We start from the raw sequence: 20,084 nt of genomic DNA, 5'->3' as shown, positions 1-20,084 counted from the left end.
CTGATCATTTAATAAAATGTCTCATCTAGCCAGTCTAATTACATATCTTTGCTGTTGTGGTTTGCGGATGCAAAGTGAGACACTCGATGACTAATTCTCGCCAATCTTCCTTTCGTCGAATTTTAGTAACAAAAATATTGCTGGTGTTCGTTCCAGTTTTACTTATAGGCGAGATTATTGCCTTGAATAAGGCACGTTCTGGCATATTGGGAACTGCGCGTCAAAATTTAACAGAAAGTGCCATCAATAAAGGGGAGAGAATTGGCGATGCGATCGCAATCTTAAAAGCTAGTTTACTGAGTGTAAGTAAAACAACAGCGATTCCGTCTGGTTCACCTATACAAGAGCAAGAAATTCTCACGCAGCTAAAGCAACAACTTCCAACCAATATTGAATGCATCCAATTAACGGATCTCCTAAACCAGAAAGTAATTGCCAGCAGCTGTGGGGATCAAGCAATAGGAGAATTGATATACCCTTTGCCTAGTGATGGAATTGATGTCAAAGCAATCTTCCCGCCAAAGGCAGGAATGACTGGAAAAAGAAACCCACAAAATCAATTGCGATTAGTGGTATCTGCACCAGTCTCTGATAGCCGAAAAAATTTAGTTTACAGCTTAAGTATTCAGTCTGCACTATACCAACAAATTAGAAATCCGCCGGGATCGCTCACAGGCTCTATGGTTGTGATTGCTGAAGATGGCACAATTTTAGCGCACCCATACACAGACTGGGTGGGAACTAATATCAATCAACACCCAAATTCTTCCCAATTTAAGAGCATAATTAAAAATGCCCTTGCCGGACGAAACGATTCGATAAATTTGTCTTTTAAAGAGGGGAACGAATTAGTCGCTGGCTATACGGCTATTGCAAATCCGCTCACCCAAGAACAGCAGCAAAAATGGATAGTCTTAGCTGTTACTAGTGTCGATAATGCGCTTTTTGGTTTAGAAGAAATTAAACTGATTCTCATCGTTTTGACAGTTGGTTTGATTGGCGCAAGTTTGTTTGCATCCCTATATTTAGCTCCTTACTTGGCACGTCCTGTAGAAGAATTGCGAGACTACGCTCTCAATATTCACTCTCACCACGCCGCACAACCAGTTCCGCACAATTTCCAAATTCGAGAATTCAATCAACTAGCCCAAGCATTAGACCAAATGGTAGAACGGCTCAAAGCTGGGGCGGAAGAGTTAGAAATAGCATGGAAAGAAGCAAAAAGCGCTAACCAAATTAAAAGCCAGTTTTTGGCTACTACTTCCCATGAATTGAGAAATCCATTACATACTATTATTAGCTGCATTCGCGTGGTCGAAGATGGCTTGTGTGATGACCGAGAAGAAGAAATGGACTTCCTCAAACGTGCCGATGAAACAACCATTCATTTGTTAAATATTATTAATGATTTACTCGATATTTCTAAAATCGAAGCAGGTAAACTTTCTGTAGTCATTACACCTCTGGATCTCCGACAAATATTGCTAGAGGTGATTAATTTACAATCAGTTAATGTTCAACAAAAAGGCTTGCAATTAAAATGCGAGTTAGATCCTCAACCAATACCAATTAAGGCAGACGCGGCAAAACTGAAGCAAGTGCTGATTAATGTTATTGGCAATGCTACTAAGTTCACCGACACAGGAAGCATCACCATTGCTACAGAAATTCAATCTAGTAATGGTAAATCTCAAGTGGTGGTAATAGTTAAAGATACAGGTATAGGTATTGATCCCGCTCAACAACACAAACTATTTCGCCCTTTTGTGATGGTGAATGGTACAACCACGCGCCAGTTTGAAGGTACTGGACTTGGACTCGCAATTTCACGGAACTTAATCGAACTTATGGGAGGCAGCATTACTCTTGAGAGTACGGGACTTCATCAAGGTACGACACTGAAGATTACCCTACCTTTGATTGATATCTCGCTGTTACCTGTTTCAAAAAAAGATGCAAATGTTGGGGATATGGGATTTTCCTCTGAGAAGAAGGGGGCAAAAGCAAGCCAGCATTCTAGTCTACAACATTCTGGGGAAAGCCCCTCTTTGGAAAGCAACAAATCTGTAAAAGCAGGTGTAGATAAAGAGAAGTCGATGAAATTCCAGGTGTTACTTGGGAATGAGACTTACGAGATTAGTCTTTCGCCGCAGCAAACTCTCTTGGTAAGTCTTCCAAAAACAGAAGTTTATGCGAATGGGAGTTCTGAAAGGTAATAAGCTGAAAATACTTTAATTTGCATCCTCAAAAAAATAAATCTCTTGTGGGGTGGGCATCTTGCCCGCCCTAGCTGTGCAAATTAAATGCACGACAGCTTACCATTTTGGATTTTAGATTTTGGATTGAGAATTCTTTTTATTAAAGGGTTCTTTAATTCCATCTGTCGCAATTATTTTTCAAATTTGTAGAACCCCTTTTTTTATTTTTTCAGGAAGCTGTAAGTAAGTGAGCGTAGATAATTAAAGGTTTGTAGTAAGGGCTTTAGCCCTATTCTCAGGACTAAAGCCCTTACTACGAGCCAATTTAATTAATTTTACATTGCGTAACATAGTTTGATTTATTCTTGCCCACCTACTTAATTATTTAATGCTACTCTTAATTGCGATCGCTGTGATTAGGTGCTGACAGTTGAATTATCTCAGAAAAACGTGAATACTTAACCATATCAGTAAGAGGATAATCCTCTGACACTGCAAGTAAGCCAATTTTTATATCCTCGAAATAAATCACACCCCCAATACGTCCTTCAACTTGGAAAGGTCCATGAAATAACTGATACTCTGGAATGTAGATCAGAAAAAAACCAGTAATCTTTGTTGCTTTACCAAACAAATGCTTACAAGTTTTGTTGACGACAGCATCTAGGTATTCATTATAGGCAGCCTGACCTAGTTCAGTAAATTCTGGATGATCGGCAAAATGATCCATAAAAAATAACCAGATATTTGACAAATCTGATTCATTCGTCAATTTTTGCTTAAGTTCCTGGAATCGGTCGATTTTCATAGTGTGGATATTCACTCTTATGGGCCAGCAGACAGCAATGGTGAACTACTCATAAAACTGCATAAAAAAACTCAACTGGATCTATTAAGTTACTGAAGGGTTTTAAACCTATAATCTGGAATGCTATTGCTTGCCTTTGTAGCTAAGTATCTACAAAGGGATAGACTCTCTAGTAGTTCAGCTTTAAAAAGTATATATCCAAAAGGAAAAAGACTTGATATGCAAAAGCAAATTTTAAGTTTAGCGATCGCGTTACCAACAATATTATTCACTGCCTTACCCTCTTTGGCAAATCCCATACAATCTATCACACCCAAAGTTCGTAATTTACAACCAGGTTTGGTACAAACCAGAATTAATAATCCACTCAGGAACCCAGGCGATAGCGAATCACCAGGGCAAACAGGTAGTACCAAACCAGTAAAAGGCCCAGGGCCTAAACCTCCTCGCAGAGATCAAGATACATCGTTCCACAACCGGGGTATAGGTTTACAAAATACGCTCAATTCTAGCCCCGTAAATCTGAACATAGCGAATCCCGCTCTTGGTTACTAATCTTAGGGTTAGTTTTGAGGTAATCGTTTAGCAAATTACAACTGCGAATCAGGAGATTGTCTAAATCTTGGGTTTGCAGTTCTGTGCTAAGAAGATGCCAAAGTTTAGCTGTACCATCAAAACTGGCAGAAGCCAAAAATTTACCATCTGGGCTAAAACTGAGGCTCAATACTGCATTAGTATGACCTGGAAGAGTTTTGAGTTCTCTACCATCACGGTTCCAAAGTTTGATGCTTCCATCACCGCTAGCTGAGGCTATCATCTTGCCATCAGGACTAAAGCTGATGCTATAGACACCATCAGTATGTCCCCTAAGAGTTTGTAGCAAAACTCCATTGCTAACTTGCCAAAGTTTGATAGTTTTATCATCACTAGCTGAGGCGAGTACTTGACCATCAGGGCTGAAACTGATGGCGTTCACAGCATTAGTATGTTCTGAGAGAGTATACAGTAACTTGCCATCTTTAACTCTCCAAAGCAAAACTTTCTTATCTCTACCAGCTGAGGCCAAAATTTCACCATCAGGGCTGAAACGAACGCTCAAAACTTCAGCCGTATGTCCTTGGAGAGTTTTAATTAAAGCTTTTGTCTGAATATTCCAAAGTTTAATGGTCGTATCAGCACTAGCGCTTGCCAAAATTTTATTATCAGGGCTAAAACTAAGACCATTAACTTCGCGGCGATGACCTTGGAGGGTTTTAATCATATAGCCGTCACTAGTCCGCCAAAGTTTAATGTAATAGTCTTGACTCGCTGAGGCTAATGTCTCGCCGTCAGGACTGAAGGCTAAAGCGTAAATATCAGAACTGTGTCCATAAATTGAAGTACTATAACCTTCCAAGGTTTGGCGCAAACTTCCGTCACGCCGCCAAAGTTTGATAGTAGTATCTTGGCCTGCGGTGGCTAGAGTTTGCCCATCGGGGCTAAAACTCACACTATAGAGTTTACCTTGATGTGGTGTGAGAGTTTTGAATAGAAGATTGTCTCGCTGCCAAAGTCTCACCGTTTTATCAGCGCCAGCCGAAACTAAGGTTTGGTCATCTGGGCTAAAACTGACGCTGTAGACTGCAATACTATGTCCTAATAAAGTTTGAACTAAAGAACCGTCGTGAGAATTCCAAAGCTTGATTGTGCTATCAGCGCTAGTGGAAGCTAGGGTTTGACCATCATGACTGAAGTTGACGCTGAGAACCTCTGCATTGTGGGCTGCAATAATTCTCTGTAAACTGCCGTCTCTGCGCCATAGTCTCACAGTTTTATCTTCACTGGCTGAAGCTAAAGTTTGACCATCGGGGCTAAAAGCGACACTAGAAACTCCAGCGGTATGCCCTTGCAGGGTTTGCTGCAAGATTCCATCGCTAACGCTCCAAAGTTTAACAGTTTTATCTGCACTAGCGATCGCCAAAATTTCCCCATCAGGGCTAAAACTTACACTATTAACAAAATCCTTATATCCACTCAAAGTTCTCAGCAAATGACCATCGCTAACTTTCCAGATTTTAGCAGTGCGATCGGCGCTACCAGTGGCGATCATCTCACCGTTGCTAGACCAAGATACGCTCACAACTTCCGCAGTATGACCGTTTAGTGTTCTAATTAAACTACCATCCTTAGTTCTCCATAGCTTGACGGTACGATCAAAACTAGCAGTTGCAATCATTTGACCATCTGGGCTAAAACTGACACTCCGCACTTTAGCAGTATGCCCTGTTAATATTCGTAACTTTGTGCCATCACGTCCCCAAAGTATGGCTGTTTTGTCGTTACTAGCCGATACAATTGTTTGGCCGTCAGGACTAAAACTCACGCTCACTACTTCAGCGCTATGGGCTTCTAAACGATTGCGTTCTTGAGTTCCAGAAATTACTTGTTGTAAAACACCCAGAGTTTGAGTTTGTACCTCAGTTGGTGCTAGAAGAGTGTTTTTTAGCTGTTTACCTGCTTTGACACTGGCAATCAGTGCTTCTAACTGCTGATGTGATAAGAGATTAGCTTGAGATGAGGCATTTAATGCTTCAATTTCTCTTAATTGGGCTGCTTGAGATTTCCAATAGGCTAAAGAGCCGAAACAGACAGCCGCTAACCCCAAAATACTGAGTGCAACTACAGCCCTTTGAGCTTGCTTGAGTCTTGTTTTCTCTTGTAGTTGCTGTTGTTTTCTTTGTACTAAACAAGCTTCAATAAACCGTTGCACATCAGCAGAAAGTTCGTCGGTATATTTGATATAGATATCTTCTGCTTCGGCTAGTCGGACTCCTTGTAACAAGAAATCAGCTTGTTGAGTACGTTGTAGCCACAATTGGGAAGCTTGCTCAATTTGCCTTTGTTTTCGCAAGCGATCGCGGTTTTCTTCTAACCACCAACGTAAAGTTGACCAATGACGGATGAGGATTTCATGGGCAACTTCTACTGTTATGGGAGAAGGGGAGATATTTAGCAGGGGAGCAGGGGGAGAAATGTTTTCTGGTTCGCCTTCTCTACCTTGTCCTTCTGTGACTTCTTCTTCTTCTAAATTCATCACTACTAGCTTGGCAGAGGTTAAAGCGTTGAGGGTTTTTTCTACCAATGCGGCTGGATATTTTTTAACTATCAACTCTGATTTATGTATCCGTCTGCGAGTATCTTCTGTACCCTCGCCTAGTTGCGTTAAAGATAAAAAAATCCATTTAGCACACTCGCGCATTTGAGGATCTAAACTTTCGTAAACAGCTTGAGACGATCGCTCTAATGCTCCTTTAATTCCACCTAATTGCTCTTGATAAACCTGTAAAGTCAACTCACCAGCAACTCGATGTTGCCATAATTGCTCTAAAACAAATTCCAGTAACGGCAAATCTCCCGGTGAGTGATTTAGCTCCCGCAACAATACTTCCACCAATTCTGGTTCTACTTTTAACCCGACTTGTTGAGCCGGCTTTAGAATCACCCGCCGATAATCATCCAAACTGAGCTTCGGTGGAACTAACACGCTGAAATCCTGCAAAGCTTTAGCTAGTGCTGGTACTTCTAAACAGGAAGAAATAAAGTCTGCGCGTAAAGTAATAATTAATTTGAAGCGATCGCCAGCATATTGCACCGCTCCCAGCAATAATTCTAAAAATAGCTCTCTGTCTGCGGTTGGAGCGAGGGTAAAGAGTTCCTCAAACTGATCTACCACTAGCACCACAACTCGATGGGGTTGGTTGCGTATCCAGTAAACAAATCCCTCTACCCCTTGGTGAAATATTCCCTCTAACAAGAGATGGGGGGATTGGTGACTGGGAATTGGGAATTGGGAATTGGGAATTGGGAATTGGGAATTGGGAATTGGGAATTGAGTATAGTTGTTATTCTCCTTGTCCCCCTGCTCCCCTCCTACTCCCCCAAGTCGCCGCGCTAAAGCTTCTAACGGATTTGCTCCGGGACGAATGCTTTTAATCCACCATTGTTCGCTACTGGGTATTTGTTTACCCGATCGCAGTTGAGGGATGACACCAGCTTGCACAATTGAAGATTTGCCGCTTCCTGAAGCACCGATGACGGCTAGAAAAGAGCGATCGCGTAGTTGGTGAATTAATTGCTGAGTTAAAGCTTCTCTACCGTAAAAATATTGACTATCTTCTTCAGAAAAAGCACTTAGCCCCATGTAAGGGCATACTCTCAAATCCAATCCTGTGGTTGATTCTTGTGTATCTTTGTAAGTTTTTGCGCGGAGAATTTCTATAATGCCTTGTTTGCCTGATAGCCAGATGTAAAGAGGAACACCGCTACCTGCCAAGAATAATTGTAGTTGAGCGATCGCTCCGGCGGCTGAGAGTCCATCTGCTTGAGAAGCTGCCATCAAAGTATCGAGAAATTTTTGGGCAAAGCGTTCTGGTGCTTCAGCAGGGGAGGTGTAGGCGATTAAACATTGTCCTTGGTGGGAATCAATTTGCAAATCTTCTACCCAATTTTGCAAAGATGTATTAGCTAGAGGACAATCGAGGATGATAATTTGTTGAGCGTTGCATTGGCGTAGCTGTTGTTTCAACCAGGAACGTTTGATCCTAATATTTTCTCCCAGCAATAACCATTCACCTGTTTCGGTTTCTTCAATTCGTCCCCGCAGATAAAGTAGAATCACTTCTGAGGCTGGTTGTTGTAACTGACGAGCGATCGCTTCTTTAATCTGCTCGGCAGAGACTTTTGTTGCTGGCAAATACTCCACTGCAAAACCCCCAGCACTTCCGAGAAATTTGCTAATATCTAATGTTGTTTTACTAACTGATAATCCTTCTACTACTATTCCTATTCGACGTACCCCAAGAGTTGCCTTGGTTAATCCTTTGCCAATAATTAGTTCTCCAACTCCCTCAACAATTCGCTTAGGAGTTTGCAAAGGATATTCTCGAAAAATTTGAGTTTCTCCTTTGTTTTTTTTCTGCTGATTCATCAGTCGCAATTGTTGATTGCTTTTGTCTATATATTGCAGAGTTTGATGATATACATAGCGATACAAATTATCTATATAAATTAGACCTTGGCTATCTGCTGCCTCACCTTGCAACCCTTTCATTAAATAATAAGTAAATACCCCGTGTCCCAATTCGGGAAACTCCCAAGATTGCTGGTTAGTATCACAAGAAAGCAAAGCATAGAAACCTTTACTTTTCGTAGCACACTGTTGTAATACCTCAACCATTTTTGGTGTAGCATTCAGCAATGTTTCTTTTGTTGTACCTCTGAGTGTCATTCCACCACTATGACAAGCATCTAACCAAACAAGCTGATTTTGCGCCTTACTATTACCCAACAATTGTAAAAGTTCTTGTAAAGCTAAAGCAGTATTTTGGAGATCGGATTTTTGAGTATCTGCCAAACACAAAAATGCTTGTTGCGTACTTGGTTCTACAATCCCATGTCCAGAAAAATAAAATAAAACAGTATCAATAGATTGAGCCGCAGTAGTAATTTGCTGAAGACTAGCACGAATGTTTTCTAAAGATGGTGGTTGCGGTGCAAAATCATGATAAATTTTGACCTCTGTTTGACTAAATTGTGCGGCTGCATCTACCAATGCTTCTGCTAAACCTTGACAATCTACTGTTGAATAACTAAGGCTCGGTAATCCGTCATCTTGATACTGATTGACTCCCACCAAGATTAGCCACAATTTAGGAATTGCAGTTTGTTTGACTGAAGTTGAGCGATTAGTAATCCCAATAGGTGACATTATAGCAGTCCTAAATCATTTATATAAATCTCTCTTTCTTGTCTCTCTGTGTTCTCTGTGCCTCTGTGGTTAGATTAAAAAATATTTTTCACAACTCATTTATGATTACCATATTTGAACTGATTTTTATGCTGTTTTAGCATTATTTACTGTAAGAGTTGACTAGAAATATTAAGCATTAATTAAACTAACCTCCTGTAAACTCGATTCATCTTCCTCAATACGCGATAAAGCATAAGTTAGAAGTAAACGCTGCTCAATATTATGTTTTGCACTAGGACAAGGTGCTATTCCTTCCAGCCAACTTTTAGGACAAGCACCGCCACAAACTGGAAGCATCTGGCAGGTAGAACAGGGGTATTCGCCTTGACGAACTCGGTCATTAAAATCGCCTAAGCGATCGCGTTTACCAGGCATCTGTTCGCCAGATAGGTGGTCAATGGCATATTCATTAGGTGTACCATAAGTAGGTACGTAAGACACCTCAGTACAATTGAAAATATTCCCATAAGCATCCACCAATTCAGCATTCGGTGTTACAGCCATACAAACAATAGGTTTGATCTCTGGGATAAATCCAATCGGGAAACCAAGATTAATCATTTCACCGAACCAATTAATTTCCCACTCAGCAAACTCCTCTTTAGTGAGTGAACGAGTATGAGCATCATTTCCCCAAGAATGAATCGGTGCTACATAGAAACGAATCTTATTTTGTAACCCTTCATCAGCTAACTTTTGCAGTAGCAAAGAAACAGATTCATAATTTTCATGGTCAACATTACAACGGATATTCAACTGTACATCAAGGTCATCTCGATGTGCTAAAGCATTAACATTAGCGAAGATAGTATCGAAAGTTGGTAAGCCATTTTTCTGCATTCGCCGAGCATTGTGAAATTCTGCTACGCCATCCAAAGTAACCTCGATAAAAGTTACGCTGAATTCCTTAATTAGTTCAGTTGCCACCTTCTCTGTCAGTGCTAAACCATTTGTGACAATTCGGGCATCGTAACTACAACCAAAACTTTCAGCCAAAGATTTTAATTGAGGGGTAAGTGTTCTAATCACAGACAATCCTACTAGTGGTTCTGCACCAAACCAGCTAATAGAAAGACTATGAAACTTTTGAGTTGCTAACTTGACACGGGTACGTTCTAGGAATCTTTCTTGATCTTCTTGACTCATCATTTTGCTAGTATGCTCTTGACCACAATAATGGCATCCTAGCTGACAAAATGCGGTAGGTTGAACAACTAAAGAGAGAACATCATCATCTAATTTGGCAGCATTATTGCGATCCAAAATTGTTTTGAGTTCATCCTCATCGCTAGGAACTATCAGTTCAATATCAACAAAATCAAATAAGATATCTTGGGAAAATTGCTCAAATTCTCCAGCTTCTATAAGGTTCCAGCTACTATCGTCAATAATGCGTATACTTGCAGTACGTGTTGCAAAAATAACTCTTTTTGTCCGTTGTTCAGATTCATCAAAAATTGGCGATGTTGCAACATGATAATGGGAAAGTTTCATACTCATAATTTTCTTCCAAAATGTATAGGGAAGGAATAGTAGTTAAACTTTAATAAGTAGACATACTATTCCTGAGCTAGCATTGATATACCTTAATGAATCCAGCTTTTATTTGCGGATCTGAGGTAGAGATTGGTTGAGTAAAGACCCACTACGGTTGATAGGGTCAGTAATCAATTCACGTCCTCGTTCAGAAGGTTTCTTAACACCACAGGCACCATTCTTAGGACAGCTACCATTAACATCATCTAGTTGTCTTTGAAGTATTGAAGAGTTATTAATTCGTTCTACAGTAGGAGACACTTTTTCAATTGTGGTGTTTTGAATTTTGGTAGACTTAGTACTCAAATTGGCACGGTTCAAGAAAGCATCAACAGTAGCATCTGGCTTTAGAGTTTGAGCATTAACAGCTGAATTTAAAGCTGCAACGCTAGTCATAGCAAGAATACCGAGAATGAATTTAACTTGGTTAGCTTTTTTAGTAGACATGGAAATTATCCTTATTAAGTAAATTGCGATAGTGTGATATCTATTGAAAAACTCAGATTAGATTTTTCAAGTTTCACCTTTCACTTACTCAATAGGTTTGCTTTGATTTTTTTATGCAGCCTTGGGGGAAATTTTTGAGGATTTTATCAAAATTATTTTCCAAGACAAATTCAATTTGAGTGTAAACAGAAAAACCTCACAGAAGTGAGGTTTAATACTTGACTTTTCGGTTAACGAGACTTAAACATTCTTGAGAGAGAACAAGCCTCAAAGATACAGAGATAGGACTTACGCAAAACGACACGCGGTAGGGGCAATTCATGAATTGCCCCTACCGGAAACTCAAGGTTTCGACTATTTTTTGCGTAAGTCTTCAGAGAAAAGGAAATGCACAAAATGCTCAATATTTTTTTGAAGTCGAAATATAATCTTCGCCCCTTGTAGTAAAGTTTGTGTAGACGTTATTTAACGTGTCGCGGAAGTCCCCACTTTCAATGTACTCATAAGGTGGGGATTGTGAGCGGGGGATGAGGATTGCATCTGGAATTGATTTAATGCAAGAGCAAAAACAAATTCCAGATGTATGACGAATCCCCAATTATTTTATTACTTTACCACAATACATATTTATGGTAGGGTACGGATATTAAGCAGGTGACGTTGAGTGTTACACAAGGTTGTGCAAGTCCGTTTATATCCATCAGTTGAGCAGCAAATTCAATTAGTGCAAGCTTTTGGGTGTGCTAGATGGTGGTGGAACTACGCTCTAAATAAGTCAATCGAGACTTACAAGGAGACAGGGAAAGGACTTAGCCGTGCAGCACTCAACGCATTTTTACCTGAACTCAAAAAAGCTGAAGATACGGTGTGGTTATCTAATTGTTACAGCCAAGTTTTACAGGCTACAACACTAAATCTAACCACCGCCTACAAAAACTTTTTTGCAAAACGTGCTGGATTTCCTAAGTTCAAATCAAGGATAGGAAAACAGTCTATCCAGTATCCTCAAAACGTCAAGATTGTAGATGGTAATGTCAAACTCCCTGGAAATATCGGGATAGTCAAAGCCAAAATACACAGAGCGATTGATGGGACAATAAAAACTGTTACTGTGAGTAAAACGCAATCAGGTAAATATCTTGCATCTATACTGACTGAAGTTGAGGGTGAAAATCCAATTATTTCAGAGGGTAAAATTTATGGTATTGACTTAGGGCTGAAACACTTTGCAGTTGTGAGTGACGGAAATCATATTTCTAAGTACGACAATCCTAAACACCTTGCCAAGCATGAAAAAAATCTCAAGCGCAAGCAGAAAAAATTAGCTCGTAAAGTAAAAGGGAGTATTTCAAGAAACAAATATAGAAAAGTTGTCGCCAAGGTGTACGAGCGAGTTAGTAATTCGCGGCAGGATTTTCTACATAAACTTAGTTACAAGTTGGTCAGCGATAGCCAAGCTGTCATAGTAGAGAATTTTCATGTATTAGGCATGGTTCGTAATCACAAGTTGGCAAAATCAATATCTGATGTGGGTTGGGGAACATTCATTAACTTTCTAGCCTATAAGTTAGCTCGCATTGGTGGAAAGTTGGTTGAGATTGATAGATGGTTCCCAAGTTCCAAACTCTGCTCTAATTGTTTCTATCAAATAGGTGAGTTGCCATTGGATGTGCGTGAGTGGACTTGTCCTCATTGCAATATTCATCATGACAGGGATGGAAACGCCGCGATAAATATTAGAGCAGAGGGTATCAGAATGATAAAGGCGGAAGGTTCAGCCGTCTCTGCTGTAGGAGGGGAGGTAAGTCCTACTCTTGGGCGAAAGTCTAAGTTTAGGCATTCCCCCGTGATTGCAGAAGCTCCACCCTCAGCCGAAGGCAGGGTGGGGTAGTTCACCGCTTTCAGTCTTCCTATAGGTTGGGTTCCAATTTTTTATGCATCCTCGGCAAAGCATCATTGAAATCTTTTCAACTTTTATGCAATTTGAAGCCGATCGCTTCAGTCGTTGGGCGACGGAATCAAGGTTGCGTCGCAGTATCCAAAGTTGTCTCAACCGCACGCCTCAAGAAAGTTCGGAATATTTTTGGTCTTTATATTGGTATAAATTTTGGCTGATTCCTGAGACAAATTTACTGGCTAAACAGCATCTGACAGCTTATTTGCAAGAATCCTGTTATTGGGCATCCCAAAAAACAGTTAATAGTTTTGCGAGTACTCAATACAAGGTATCAGACTGTTTTCAAATTGCGATCGCTCAAGTTGATAAAGTCCTCAAAGGATTTAATGCAGATCAAGGCTTTATTTTAAAAAACTACGCTAGTGCAATCTTTAGCAGTGCTATTCGGGAAAATTTACGCCAAAATCGTGAAATTGATATTTGTACAGATTGGGGACTATTACGAAAAATTACTAAAAAGTTTTTGGTAGAGTCTTTACAAAATGCAGGTTTATTGCTAGACGATATTAATTCTTATGTCCTTGCTTGGAACTGCTTCAAAAGTCTATATATACCAACAAAAAAAGGTACTTCTCGCCAAATTGCTCAACCAGATAATGAGATTTGGGAGGCGATCGCTAAAGCTTATAATGCACAAAGTAGTCAGCAAGTCAACTCCCAAACCCTAGAAAAGCGGCTCTTAACTGCTGCTAAAGCCGCACGCCGTTATCGTTATTTTGCCGTTGACTCTTTGAATATCCCTAAAGGTGACGATAATTCCTGGGAATGGCTGGATAATATTCCCGGAACACAACAAGAGTCTTTAATTAATGAAATTCTTGCCCAAGAAGAGGAACAAACAAGAAACTTCCAACAAACTCAGATTAACAAAGTTTTAGTGGCTGCGATCGCTCAACTTGAACCGCAAGTACAAGAAATTTTACAACTTTATTATGCTCAAGAATTAACTCAAGACAAAATTGCCAAACAATTACAAATACAACAGTATACAGTTTCACGGCGACTGAAAAAAGCCCAAGAAACTCTATTACACTTTTTAGCTAACTGGAGTAAAGATAGTTTGCATATTTCTGTCACCTCAGACCTACTCCATAGTATAAACACACTAATGGAGGAATGGTTGAAAAATTACTATGGTGTATGACTGGGGATTGGGTAAGTTAGAACCTCGTTCATCCATCTCGAAACTCCGTTCATCCACCTGAAAGCCTCGTTAATCTAACTGAGAACCTCAACCCCAATCCTCAATCCCTATGACTCTTGACACCACTATATTTACTTTCGCTAGTTCCACAGATTTAGTTTTAGAAATCCCTATAATTACCCAAAATCAAGCATATTTGGATAGTCAAGCTTTTTCTAATGCTAATTCTCGCTATCAAGCTTATATTAATCAACTTTGCCTGAGTGCTATCTTGCTATGGTTGCAAGAAGATTGGACACCACAGACAAAAGTTTGGCCAACTACTACTGCTTTACCCAGTTTCTGGGAACTGGTTAATGGAATTGCACTCAGCCTTGAGGCAACAAGATTAATCTTGATACCTAGCGAGGCAATTGATTGGAGTGAATTACGAGTACCGCAAGAATGGGTGGATATTCCTAGTTGGGCAGGGGATTATTATTTAGCTGTGCAAGTTGAACCAGACGAAGGCTATGTCAGGGTTTGGGGTTATTGTAACCATGAAAAACTTAAAACTCAAGGCAGTTATGATGCCAGCGATCGCACTTATTGTCTAGACGCTGCTGATATAATCAACGACATCAGCGTTTTAGCTGTGGCGCGTCAATTGTGTCCAGAAGAACCCACCCGTAGCGTCATTGAAGAGATTCCCAGCTTATCGCCACAACAAGCACAAAATTTAATTGCCCGTCTGGGAAACCCGGAAATACTTACACCCCGGCAAGAAATTCCTTTTCAACTGTGGGGGGGATTAATTCAACATGGCGGTTGGCGAAAAAACTTATATCAACAACGCTTAAGATTACCAGAACAGTGGTCAGTTATCCAATGGTTGCAAAGCGGTATTTCTCAAGTTGCTGAGGCTGTCGGCTGGGGAAGCTTTGATTTACAACTAAGTGCGGCTGGGGCGCGGGGTGAGGAAGACACACAACTAAGTACTATTCTTTCTCGGCGGTTAGCGATCGCAGGTCAAATTTATGAGCTTAATATTATACCACAAGTAGAGCAAGATGCAACTATTTGGCGTTTTGAATTACGTAACACCGCCGTTGGTGCAGCTATCCCCGGCGGTTTTAAACTCCGATTACTCACCGAAGATTTACAGCCTTTTCCCGATAACGAAGATGTAGCCACAACAGCTGTAGAACAACTCTATGTAGAAGTTGCGTTAGAAGTAGGAGAAAGCATAGTCTGGGAAATACAACCTTTTCCCGACAACTACGATCGGGAAATACTCAAGTTTTAACAATCATACAAAGTACATCATAGCCCCCTCATCGCTTGCGGGGAGGGGGTTGGGGGTGGGGTTCAGTACCTACTCAACTGAGAACCGCTATATTCTCACGCAAAAAAAGCAAAGACGCAAAATTATATCTTTGCGCCTTTGCTTTTTATCCGAAATCATTTTCAGATTTACTTGTTAGGCTGAGGAGTTAGCCGCAGATATGGCTTGACTTCCCGATAGCCTTTGGGGAATTTTTCTTTGAGTACTTCTGGATCTTTCAGTGAAGGGACAATTACAACATCCTCTCCATCTTTCCAGTCAGCTGGTGTCGCCACGCTGTAATTATCAGTCAATTGCAGAGAATCAATTACCCGCAAAAGTTCGTCAAAGTTGCGTCCCGTGCTGGGAGGATAAGTAAAAGAGAGACGGAGTTTTTTATTGGGATCAATTACAAAAACCGATCGCACTGTCACAGATGCATTAGCATTGGGGTGGATCATGTCGTAAAGTTCAGCAACCTTGCGATCCGCATCTGCCAAAATTGGATAGTTAAGGGTGGTGCTTTGAGTTTCTTCAATATCTCCCACCCAGCCTTTATGGGATTCTACATCATCAACGCTGAGTGCGATCGCTTTGACATTGCGCTTGTCAAATTCTGGTTTTAGCTTGGCAACTGTGCCGAGTTCTGTTGTACAAACAGGTGTAAAATCAGCAGGGTGAGAGAACAGCACAACCCAGCTGTCACCTGCCCATTGATAAAAATCGATATCGCCGTGTGTTGAGGCTTGCGTAAAGTTTGGTACTGTGTCACCTAGACGGAGAGCCATGTGAGATTCCCTGTAGTTAGAAAAGCATATATATTCTAGTATGCCATCATGACATAAAACCCCCATTTCCCAATCGGACTTTAGCGGTTTGAAACAAAATTTTAGGTTGTCAGCACTCTCAGATAAGGGACGAGTGATGAGAAACGTTCTCTAACTTTCTCATCCCACACCATAATCACTCATTTCACGCATAAAAGGAGGATGGAACCCCAGCACAATATCTTGTTTGGGTACACCCAGCCTGACTAGATCAGCCGCGATATCATGTTCAGTTGAATTGTAAAAAATCCAAATTTTTTCATTCCGAATATCAAGATGCATTACACATTGATGAATCCAGCGCTTATGTTGCCAACCCAAATGCATAATTTGATAGTGATTTCGCTGAGTATCAAAAATAATTTCAACTTCAATATCACCATAAGCAGGCTTATTTTGAGCATAGCCAATCAATAATTGCTGGACAGTTTGCTGATAGTTGATTAATTGATCTGTCAGATTTTCCATTTTACAATCTGCTCCAATTGAATATCGTATATCAGCAGTTTCACAGTATTTTCTTGTAGCATTGCGGCAGGAAAATCAAGTTGAAAGAAGCTATTATAGGTTAAGTCAGGCACAGCTAGATAGAGGACGCGATGGGGTTCCTCACGACGCAAAGCCGCTCGGTAGTTAATGAACTGACCCAGTGCTGTATGAAACTGGTAAATTGGAGATGCGCTAGCCAGAAAACTTTTGACTTCAACCGCAATTTTTTCATCCCCTCGCTCTGCTGCCAGTAACCGTTCTGCCCCTAAATCAATCTCCATATCAATACCGCCCACCTTTATTTGTAATGGATCGTGAGTAATATTCCACCCATCCTTGCTGAGAGATGTCTTAACAACTTGATGAAAGCGATCTTTAGCAGCCACAAAAGATAATTTATCTTACAGTTTGTTATTTCAACCTATCACATTGCTCCCATGATACTTACAGTTTATTTGCCAGAATTTTCTGGTAGGCTTGGATTGTTTGCTTTGCGATCGCATCCCAACTAAAATTTTCCAAGGCATATTTTTGGGCGTTTAATCCCCGTCGTTGGCGTTCTGCGGGATTTTGCAAAGCTTCTTGCAGTAACTCTACCAAAGCTTGCACATCTGTTGCACCTACCCAACCAGACTCGCTATCACGTATTTGTTGACAAATATGCACTTGATCAGAAATTACTACGGGTACACCTGCTACCATTGCTTCCGCTACAGCAATCCCAAAATTTTCGTAGTAGGAAGGTAAGACAAATAAATCAGCCGCTTGTAGTAAACTAACTTTGAGTTCACCAGTAACAAAGCCTGTAATTGTAGTGTGCGATCGCAGTGGTGAATTTTGAATTTGGGATATTATCTTTTGTTCGTAATCTGGATCTTGAGGATTTGTCCCAGCTAAGACAAAATGAAACTTATAACCAACCGTTAACAGCTTCTCTAGCGCCGGAATCAACAAATTTAACCCCTTTTTAGGGTCAATTCGTGACATAAACAGCACCATTGGTACATCCTTTGGTATTTCTAACTGACTAGATATATTTTTAATAGAAGATTGAGGGGGAATAACACCCAATGGAATCACCAAATCTGGCGTAGATACCCCAAATCGTTCTGATATTTTAGCTTCTTGGTCGCTGGTAAAATGAATTGCTGCTGCACCAGCTAAATTTTGACGTTCTATAATTGCAACATAAAGCCGTTTTAATTGTTTTTTCTTCCGTAAATCAGCCGGATCGAGAGTACCCAAAGGACGGAAAATATAAGGTAGCTTTTGCTGACGACACACAATAGCAGCAGCGCTAATTATTGGGGAGAATAGAGCATGAATATGTGCTATGTCAAACTCGTGAGCATGAAGTTTTAGCCAGTTTAATAAATCTAAAGAAAATTTGTAGCGACGAAACGGCGCACAACGAAAGTAAATTATTTCATAGCCATCCTGTTTGATTGGGCAATTTAAAGGAACATCCAGAGGTGTTTGACCATTATCGCCATTACTATCAGTTGTGAGAATCGTAACTTCCGCTCCCTCTTTTACCAACGCTGGAGCTAACCCTAGTACCATTTGACTGGGGCCACCGTAAATTAGAGAAATAGAGGGGACAATTTGTAATATCTTCATTTTCTTGTCATTTATTATTTATTAACAGGGTTAAGTTAAAAAAATTTTCCTTCTCTTTCTTCTCTCTGTGTTGTCTGCACCTCTGTGCTAGCCGCTCCGCGTCTACGTTAAAAAAATGACTTCTAGAAAGACTGCTAACCTTAACCTAAGCGTAATAACTTTTTTGTTTGCTGGTACAGCATTGCACAATTAACTCAAGCGGCAAAATTGTATACTTTACCATAAAATAATTTTGCAATAGGTCTATTATATCCTTCCAAAAAGTCGGAACTCTCTGGACAAGTAACCTGATGGCTGCGGCGATCGCCTGATCCGGTTTTGTTGGGTTAATTTTCTCCAAAGCACTAAGTAATCAGACGAAATTAATTACACAAAAATCTGGTCTGAAATCCTTGATTGGCAAAGGATTGGTAATTGAAGAAGAATTCAGAAGTCAGAATTCAGGAGTCAGAATAAATCAGTCGGGGATTCAGCGCAAAGTGCGGTCTTGGGGTCTCCCCAAGAGGAGCAACTTTGTAAGAGAGACCGGCGCAGGATTTTGAGCTACTGAACGGTAGTTCAGTAGGGGTTTTAAACCCAATTATTCATCCACCAGTCGTACAGAATTCATGTCTGTTTTCTGACTCCTGACTCCTGAATTCTGTTCGATAACTAATATGTAATTAATTATGTTGAGGTACTTAGATTCCAAACTGGAAATCCTAATTACGAACTATCAAAGGTTGCTCACACCTTAATAGTGGTTGCAGCAGGAATTTAAATTTACGGAGAGTTTCCTTTAATCACACAACCAACCATTGCAATCCACTCTAAACAGTCGCTACAACTTCCCCAATCTTGCTGATATCGTAACCGCCGAGAATTTCAAATTGTGAGTGAACCATCCGATGTCCCAAAGTACTGAGCAACTGCTGTACAGGTGCTTCTTCGAGATATTCTTTGAGAATCACCAAATCATATCGTGATTGATGTAAAGGGATAAATCCCAGCCCGAAAGCGGTAGCTACAGATGCTGTGCTTATACCAGCATCAGCAATTCCTACTACTACAGCTTGGGCAACATCTTGGTGACTTTTGAGTATATTGTCAAAGCCTTGCACAGCATCGAATGGTATCTGCTCTTTTTGGAGTGTTTGTTCCAAAAGCATCCGACTACCAGAACCTATTTCGCGGTTGACAATAGTCCCGCCCCCTGCAACTAAGTCACTAACTGTTCTAATTCCCATCGGGTTGCCAGACTTCAACAAAAGTCCTTCTTCCCAGACACCAAGGGTAATCAGAACTGCTTCTCTGCCAGCCAAAACATCTCGAACAAAGGGAGTATTATACTCACCAGTTTCAGGATCGTACAGATGCATCCCAGCTATATGCGCCTCACCTCTGCATAGACTGTGCAATGCAGCCATGCTATTGGCGAAGTTATATTGAACTCGCAATTGAGGATGCCAGCGTTCGGTGGCTCTCGCCCATAGTGAAATCACAGGGGCACAACCAGCAATCACAACGGTGTTGTGAAGTGTGTCGAGATTATCGTCTAAAAGCCTGACTCGAACCTTATTTGTACCTGTTTGGCTAATGCCTTCACCATCAGCTGGAATCATATCTTGGCGAAAAGCATCCTTACCAATCAAGGGATAAGCTATCCATTGCCCGCCTACACGAGCCATGCTAACTCGTAGTTGCTGACCATTAGGAACAGGTTTCGCAAGAACGGCTTCAATTTCAGGTAAATCCCGCTCTAACCAGAATAGATCCTCAACTTGACAGCCAAGTGCCTTCGCCAAACGAAGTGTTATGGCAACTGAGGGAGCATATAGTCCTGACTCTACACCGCTAATAGTTTGACGAGTTACACTAGCGATGTTAGCCAAATCTTGTTGGCTCATGCCTAAGCGAGTTCTAATGGACTTCAAGTTATTACGGAGATCACTATCCTGCTTCATTGGCTTTATCTCTTAGTTTCAAAA

The 20,084-nt window shown here is 40.7% G+C and carries 14 protein-coding genes; 5 read left to right on the top strand and 9 right to left on the bottom strand.

The features are described from left to right. Positions 1-86: 86 nt before the first annotated feature. The gene (locus V7K98_RS25680; protein WP_335027065.1) at positions 87-2,216 is read left to right on the top strand and encodes a sensor histidine kinase; all 2,130 of its coding nucleotides are present in this window, start codon (positions 87-89) and stop codon (positions 2,214-2,216) included. Positions 2,217-2,595: 379 nt separating this feature from the next. Here the strand turns inward: V7K98_RS25680 and V7K98_RS25675 are convergent, their stop codons facing one another. Continuing rightward, the gene (locus tag V7K98_RS25675) at positions 2,596-3,006 is read right to left on the bottom strand and encodes a hypothetical protein (protein ID WP_335027063.1); all 411 of its coding nucleotides are present in this window, start codon (positions 3,004-3,006) and stop codon (positions 2,596-2,598) included. A gap of 219 nt (positions 3,007-3,225) precedes the next feature. On the opposite strand from V7K98_RS25675, the gene V7K98_RS25670 reads away from it, so the two are divergent. Next, complete coding sequence (locus V7K98_RS25670; protein ID WP_335027061.1) at positions 3,226-3,561, top strand: hypothetical protein; 336 nt, start codon at positions 3,226-3,228, stop codon at positions 3,559-3,561. Here the strand turns inward: V7K98_RS25670 and V7K98_RS25665 are convergent. From V7K98_RS25665 to V7K98_RS25655, 3 genes are all read right to left on the bottom strand, one after another. Then, positions 3,515-8,752, bottom strand: a complete 5,238-nt coding sequence (locus tag V7K98_RS25665; RefSeq protein ID WP_335027059.1) for an nSTAND1 domain-containing NTPase — start codon at positions 8,750-8,752, stop codon at positions 3,515-3,517. The two genes, V7K98_RS25670 and V7K98_RS25665, sit on opposite strands and share 47 nt — an antisense overlap. Before the next feature lie 171 nt (positions 8,753-8,923). Then, positions 8,924-10,288 carry a radical SAM/SPASM domain-containing protein gene (locus V7K98_RS25660; protein WP_335027057.1) on the bottom strand — a complete coding sequence of 455 codons (1,365 nt, stop codon included), beginning with the start codon at positions 10,286-10,288 and terminating at the stop codon, positions 8,924-8,926. A 108-nt stretch (positions 10,289-10,396) separates the two neighbouring features. Beyond that, positions 10,397-10,777: a hypothetical protein gene (locus V7K98_RS25655; RefSeq protein WP_335027055.1), complete on the bottom strand. Its 381-nt coding sequence runs from the start codon at positions 10,775-10,777 to the stop codon at positions 10,397-10,399. Positions 10,778-11,441: 664 nt separating this feature from the next. On the opposite strand from V7K98_RS25655, the gene V7K98_RS25650 reads away from it, so the two are divergent. The 3 genes from V7K98_RS25650 to V7K98_RS25640 all read left to right on the top strand — a co-directional run bounded on the left by V7K98_RS25650 (position 11,442) and on the right by V7K98_RS25640 (position 15,163). Beyond that, positions 11,442-12,668 (top strand): RNA-guided endonuclease InsQ/TnpB family protein, encoded by a 1,227-nt coding sequence (locus V7K98_RS25650; protein WP_335027053.1) that lies wholly within the window; start codon positions 11,442-11,444, stop codon positions 12,666-12,668. Between the two features lie 43 nt (positions 12,669-12,711). Next, positions 12,712-13,878: a sigma-70 family RNA polymerase sigma factor gene (locus V7K98_RS25645; protein WP_335027051.1), complete on the top strand. Its 1,167-nt coding sequence runs from the start codon at positions 12,712-12,714 to the stop codon at positions 13,876-13,878. A gap of 109 nt (positions 13,879-13,987) precedes the next feature. After that, positions 13,988-15,163 carry a DUF1822 family protein gene (locus V7K98_RS25640; RefSeq protein ID WP_335027049.1) on the top strand — a complete coding sequence of 392 codons (1,176 nt, stop codon included), beginning with the start codon at positions 13,988-13,990 and terminating at the stop codon, positions 15,161-15,163. 167 nt (positions 15,164-15,330) lie between these two features. Here V7K98_RS25640 and V7K98_RS25635 read toward each other — a convergent pair whose 3' ends face one another. From V7K98_RS25635 to V7K98_RS25615, 5 genes are all read right to left on the bottom strand, one after another. After that, positions 15,331-15,969 (bottom strand): peroxiredoxin, encoded by a 639-nt coding sequence (locus tag V7K98_RS25635; protein WP_335027047.1) that lies wholly within the window; start codon positions 15,967-15,969, stop codon positions 15,331-15,333. A gap of 159 nt (positions 15,970-16,128) precedes the next feature. Beyond that, on the bottom strand, positions 16,129-16,476 hold the full coding sequence (locus V7K98_RS25630; RefSeq protein ID WP_335027045.1) for a XisI protein: 348 nt from the start codon (positions 16,474-16,476) through the stop codon (positions 16,129-16,131). After that, on the bottom strand, positions 16,464-16,883 hold the full coding sequence (locus tag V7K98_RS25625; RefSeq protein ID WP_335027043.1) for a XisH family protein: 420 nt from the start codon (positions 16,881-16,883) through the stop codon (positions 16,464-16,466). The genes V7K98_RS25630 and V7K98_RS25625 overlap by 13 nt, the downstream gene beginning before the upstream one ends. Before the next feature lie 58 nt (positions 16,884-16,941). Beyond that, positions 16,942-18,117, bottom strand: coding sequence for a hormogonium polysaccharide biosynthesis glycosyltransferase HpsP (gene hpsP, locus V7K98_RS25620; protein ID WP_335027042.1), 1,176 nt, complete (start codon positions 18,115-18,117; stop codon positions 16,942-16,944). 809 nt (positions 18,118-18,926) lie between these two features. After that, positions 18,927-20,060 carry a substrate-binding domain-containing protein gene (locus V7K98_RS25615; RefSeq protein ID WP_335027040.1) on the bottom strand — a complete coding sequence of 378 codons (1,134 nt, stop codon included), beginning with the start codon at positions 20,058-20,060 and terminating at the stop codon, positions 18,927-18,929. Positions 20,061-20,084: the final 24 nt, after the last annotated feature.

Source organism: Nostoc sp. (assembly GCF_036917435.1).
Taxonomy (GTDB): Bacteria; Cyanobacteriota; Cyanobacteriia; order Cyanobacteriales; family Nostocaceae; genus Nostoc.
This window is presented reverse-complemented; position numbering and strand designations above follow the sequence as displayed.